The organism is Acidovorax delafieldii 2AN, from assembly GCF_000175235.1.
Lineage (GTDB): Bacteria > Pseudomonadota > Gammaproteobacteria > Burkholderiales > Burkholderiaceae_C > Acidovorax > Acidovorax delafieldii_B.
Genome location: NZ_ACQT01000229.1, coordinates 1 through 5,549, shown reverse-complemented (window position 1 = coordinate 5,549; position 5,549 = coordinate 1). Strand labels below are relative to the sequence as shown.

3 protein-coding genes and 1 pseudogene are annotated in these 5,549 nt (G+C 60.8%); 2 read left to right on the top strand and 2 right to left on the bottom strand.

All coding sequences use genetic code 11. The features are described from left to right. Positions 1-129: 129 nt before the first annotated feature. Positions 130-258: pseudogene (locus ACDELDRAFT_RS18410) on the bottom strand (IS5/IS1182 family transposase); the annotation flags it as partial. Between the two features lie 719 nt (positions 259-977). Beyond that, the gene (locus ACDELDRAFT_RS18405; RefSeq protein ID WP_157764949.1) at positions 978-2,525 is read right to left on the bottom strand and encodes a Fic family protein; all 1,548 of its coding nucleotides are present in this window, start codon (positions 2,523-2,525) and stop codon (positions 978-980) included. 845 nt (positions 2,526-3,370) lie between these two features. Between ACDELDRAFT_RS18405 and ACDELDRAFT_RS18400 the strand changes: the two genes are divergently transcribed. Then, the gene (locus tag ACDELDRAFT_RS18400) at positions 3,371-3,661 is read left to right on the top strand and encodes a co-chaperone GroES (RefSeq protein WP_005799501.1); all 291 of its coding nucleotides are present in this window, start codon (positions 3,371-3,373) and stop codon (positions 3,659-3,661) included. Between the two features lie 175 nt (positions 3,662-3,836). Beyond that, complete coding sequence (gene groL, locus ACDELDRAFT_RS18395; RefSeq protein WP_005799500.1) at positions 3,837-5,489, top strand: chaperonin GroEL; 1,653 nt, start codon at positions 3,837-3,839, stop codon at positions 5,487-5,489. Positions 5,490-5,549 lie beyond the last annotated feature (60 nt).

Below are 5,549 nucleotides of genomic sequence, written 5' to 3'. Positions count from 1 at the left end.
TTAGGGCAATGCTGATCAAGTAGCGTCAATCCATCGCTCGAACCATTTGAATGCCAAATGGCGTGAAACGCTGCCGAATGTCGGCCCGCTGAGCCCGTTCTCTGGAGGCATTCAGCCCCCTTCAAGCCCCTACGGGCGCACCTGTCCCAGCAACCGCCCTCGGGCAAGGTAAATGTTGGCCAGCGCCAAGGCCGTGAACGCACGCGTGGCGTTCTTGTGCAGCCCGCGATAGCGCACCTTGCCAAAGCCCCACAGCCGCGCCGCCGATTGAACGCTCGGAGCCGGGAGTTCCTGTTCGTCCGAGCCACGACCGGTCATTCGCTGCCAAGCCGCATTTACCCGACAGCGAGCCCCCGGTCTCCAGGCTGAAGCGGTCGTAGCCGGCGGCCCGCGTCGAGTGACTGGTGACGGCTGCAGCTTACGTTCAGGTGGCCACCAGCGAATGACTCTGACCAGCCTGTAGCTGACCCTGAAATGCTACCGCAGTGGTCGAGGGGAAAGTGTGTTATTGCTCACTTCCAGTTCAACCCTCTGTCGCTGGCGCTCAGCTAGATGGCGTTCATGCGAGGTGCTCCTCAGGTTCACGGTCGCGGGTTGCCAAAATCTAAAGTTGAATGGCGGAACAACGAAAGTAGAGTGGCGTTCCGCAGCAGCAGCACTGGCGATTCAGTCCAGCAGCTGCGGAACGCCACTGTACTTTCGTTCTGCCTCCTCGCTAACCCCTTGATTCAGCATCGACGCCCACGTCGTGCATCATTGCAGTTTCGTCGGCCGCGACACTGATCTTTCGTTCTTTCCGATTTTGCGTCACTGAACATTCGTTCATGACGAACTGAGGATTTACATCGAAAGGTCCGACAGCGGCACCAAGCACGATCGTGCAAAAGGTCATGCAACTTGCTCGGAGGTATCCTCACGTCAAGCTCAGGAGGGCTGGTTCATGGTCGAAGGTTGAATTGACACGTGCCCTCATCAATTCATCGGGCCACCACATCCAGGCGCGGCACCACCTCTTCATCATCATCATCATCGTTGGGCAACAGCTCAAAGGCCTTGAAAACCGCGCGCTCGACGCGCTTGGTCAGGTCTTCGTCGCTGAAGACACTGGGGTACGTCTTGCGCAGCTTGCCGCTGACCTTCATGTTAGTCACCAGGGATCGGATGATCGTCGCATAGTCCTCGTCGCGACCCTCGATGATTTCCTTGAGGCTGTCACGCGCGGTGTCGTAGCGCAGCAGATATATGGCCTCGTCCTTGAGCCCGTGCTGGATCGAGTGCCGGATGACGTCGACTAGATACTCAGACTGGAAGGTGAGGTCGGCATAGCGCCAGGTGGACAGGCCCCGGTTCCAGTCGGCTACGTGAAGGTTGGACTCGACACCATCTTCGTGTTGCACGGTCGCGCCGAACTTGCACACCGAATTCATCGTGGCCATCAGCGGCCGCGACAGGTGCTCCAAGGCGGCATCGTAGGCGGCGCGCCGCATGGCGCTCTCGCTGATCACCGCCGAGACCGGCAGGATCACCGGGGCTGGCAGGAAGCCGTCGCGCCGAAGAATGTCGTTGATCAGGAAGCGCGAGAGCCGGCCATTGCCGTCACCCAGCGGGTGGATGTAGACGAAGCCAAAGGACAGGGCCGCCGCTCGCAGCAGCGGGCTTTTCCCACGGGTGCGCTGCTCGAACGCACGCAGCCCCTCCATCATATCGGCCACCATTTGATGGTGCGGCGCCAGGTAGTCGATCACGGGCTCGAAGATCGAGTTGGTGTGCCCGACAAAAACCGGGGACCGGCGAATGCCTAGCTTGGCGCCCACCATCTTGTCGCCCATGATGGCCCGCTGAATCATCAGCATCCCCTCTTCCGTAAGGGCGGACTCGATCTTGCCGCAGTGCGTGCTCATGGCGCGCGCCAGGCGGCGGATGCGGTCCTCTTCCTTACCCTCGGACTCGATGGCAAAGCTGGCCTTGCTCTCCTTAATGGTCAGCCAGTTGACAGCCCGCTCGATCGTCTCGAGCCCGAACTGATCAACCATGTTGTCGATCTCTGCGCGCAGTGGCGCCGAATCAGCCGGGCCGTGCTCCCCAAAGTCGACCATCGGGCAAAAGGCGCGGGTCCCCGGCAGGTTGTTGTTGATGCGCCAGCGGCGCACCTTGTCTGACACCATGGCGGTGAGGTACTGGGACGAGTCGAGCAAGTCGACGTAGTTCCCGCCAGCGTCGCCCACCCCATCCAGAATGGTGTCGGTGAGCCACTCATAGAGGAAGCCGCAGCGGCGCGCGTATGCACCCGTGGGCTCTTCCAACGCCCATTTGACGATGGGCTCGGGCCCGGTGACATCGAAGAGGCGATTGAGAAAATCCAGCTCGACGCCCTCATACTTGAGCGCAAACGTCAGCTGCGCGCTCAGCGTCGCATCCGGCTGGTAATGTGCTGGGTACGTCTCGACCGTGAAGCCGTTTGACGCCGCGCTGGAGCGCGCCGAGCCTATGACGCTGCGGACCCGAAAGGGCTGCACCGGCGCCACGTCGTACTCCTCAGACAGCCACTTATATCCGGCGTATCCATCTCCATTTTGCATACGGCGACCCTAAAACAGTTATTCGCGCCATTGTCCACCACAAAACATTTACGATCAACGGTGCGCGTCGAGGCCCGTCCCAGGCCGACGAACATAGCTGTCGGCGCCGCCCCGGCGATGTCGGCAGGACAGGGCCCCGATGCTTTCGACGGGTGAAATCCGCCGAAGTTGATCGATGTGGCTTGGTCAACGCGCAGTGCTGCTGCGGAACGTCGCTGAAATTTCGCGCGCAGCACAGCTAACGCCTTGATCTGTCAGCACCTGGTGCTGGGCCAGCTATTGCTACACCGGCATTCTCTGGCCATGCCACGCCAGCATGCACCGGCCCAGCGCGCCCACGCAGCCAGCGTCCACCGGCCAAGCCCAGCATAGCCCCGGCCCAAGGCGCCCAGATCGGCACCGGCACGACCGCGGCCCCGGGGGCTCGACTCCGCGCGGTGCTGGCCACCGTGGTCAGCACCTGGGGCTGAGCAATGCCTTTGCGATCACAGGACCTAGACCCCTTCCCCACCATCAAAAAACCTAGCCACGACCGCCCCGCATGCCACCATGTGCGACTCCGACCGATAGGCCCATCCAGAAAAACGAAAGGTCAGTGACGCACCAACGAAAGTGAAGTGACGTTCCGCAGCAGCAATTTCACCGATAGGTTCTTGAAATCGTCATAAAGGACCGTATCATTAGCACTCGAAGCAGATGAGTGCTAACAACGTTCTCTGCGGATTTTTGGTGCCCGCATCTCGCGAGCGCTTATTGATGTCGCAATCCTTTTTGTCAACAGGAGCAATGCAATGAACCTTCGCCCCCTGCACGATCGCGTGATCGTCAAGCGTATCGAAAGCGAAACCACGACCGCCTCGGGCATCGTGATCCCCGACAACGCCGCTGAGAAGCCCGATCAAGGTGAAGTGCTGGCCGTCGGCCCTGGCAAGAAGAACGACAAGGGCGAGCTGATCGCCCTGAACGTGAAGGTCGGTGACCGCGTTCTGTTCGGCAAGTACTCGGGCCAGACCGTCAAGGTCAAGGGCGACGAGCTGCTGGTCATGAAGGAAGACGATCTGTTTGCAGTGGTTGAAAAGTAATCGCTGAAGCGATTACTTTCGTCGAAGGCTAACTTGGCGCAGCCAAGTTAAGGGCTGCAGGCCCGGCCAAAGACAGAAGTCACCCAGCGTTCAAACACCCTCATTTTCATAGCTGCTAGTGCTTATTGAATAAGCGCTAGCAGCCAATTTGAATCAAATTTTCAGGAGCTCCAAAATGGCAGCAAAAGACGTAGTTTTCGGCGGCGAAGCCCGCGCACGCATGGTTGAAGGCGTGAACATCCTGGCCAACGCAGTCAAGGTCACGCTGGGCCCCAAGGGTCGCAATGTGGTGCTGGAGCGCTCGTTCGGCGCCCCTACCGTGACCAAGGACGGTGTGTCCGTGGCCAAGGAAATCGAACTCAAGGACAAGCTGCAGAACATGGGCGCCCAGCTCGTGAAGGAAGTGGCCTCCAAGACCAGCGACAACGCTGGTGACGGCACCACCACCGCTACGGTGCTGGCACAAGCCATCGTGCGCGAAGGCTTCAAGTACGTGGCCGCCGGCATCAACCCGATGGACCTGAAGCGCGGTATCGACAAGGCTGTGACGGCCCTGGTCGCCGAGCTGAAGAAGGCTTCCAAGCCCACCACCACCTCCAAGGAAATCGCCCAAGTGGGTTCGATCTCCGCCAACTCCGACGAAACCATCGGCAAGCTGATCGCTGACGCCATGGACAAGGTTGGCAAGGAAGGCGTGATCACCGTGGAAGACGGCAAGTCGCTGGACAGCGAACTGGACGTCGTGGAAGGCATGCAGTTTGACCGCGGCTACCTGTCGCCCTACTTCATCAACAACCCCGAAAAGCAATCCGCGATTCTGGACAACCCCTTCGTGCTGCTGTTCGACAAGAAGATCAGCAACATCCGCGACCTGCTGCCCACGCTGGAGCAAGTCGCCAAGGCTGGTCGTCCCCTGCTGATCATTGCCGAAGAAGTCGAAGGCGAAGCCCTGGCTACGCTGGTGGTCAACACCATCCGCGGCATCCTGAAGGTCGTGGCAGTGAAGGCTCCTGGCTTCGGCGACCGCCGCAAGGCCATGCTGGAAGACATCGCCATCCTGACGGGCGGCAAGGTCATCGCTGAAGAAGTGGGCCTGACGCTGGAAAAGGTGACGCTGGCCGACCTGGGCCAAGCCAAGCGCATCGAAGTGGGCAAGGAAAACACCATCATCATCGACGGCGCTGGCGCTGCCGCTGACATCGAAGCCCGCGTCAAGCAAGTGCGCGTGCAGATCGAAGAAGCCACGTCCGACTACGACCGCGAAAAGCTGCAAGAGCGCGTGGCCAAGCTGGCTGGCGGCGTGGCCGTGATCAAGGTGGGCGCTGCCACCGAAGTCGAAATGAAGGAAAAGAAGGCCCGCGTGGAAGACGCACTGCACGCTACCCGTGCGGCTGTGGAAGAAGGCGTTGTGGCTGGCGGCGGCGTGGCCCTGCTGCGTGCCAAGCAAGCCGTGGGTGACTCGGTCAAGGGCGACAACGCCGACCAGGAAGCCGGTATCAAGCTGGTGCTGAAGGCCATCGAAGCCCCCCTGCGCGAAATCGTGAACAACGCCGGCGGCGAAGCCTCGGTGGTGGTGAACGCTGTGCTGGCCGGCAAGGGCAACTACGGCTTCAACGCATCGAACGACACGTACGGCGACATGCTCGAACTGGGCATTCTGGACCCCACGAAGGTCACCCGCACGGCCCTGCAGAACGCTGCTTCCGTGGCTTCTCTGCTGCTGACGACCGAAGCCATGGTGGCTGAGGCTCCGAAGGATGATGCCCCCGCTGGTGGCGGCATGCCCGACATGGGCGGCATGGGTGGCATGGGCGGCATGGGCATGTAATTGCCTGGCGGCTGAGCCCTCTGCTCCGCGTCCCCAAAGCCCGCAGGCTCCACGGCCTGC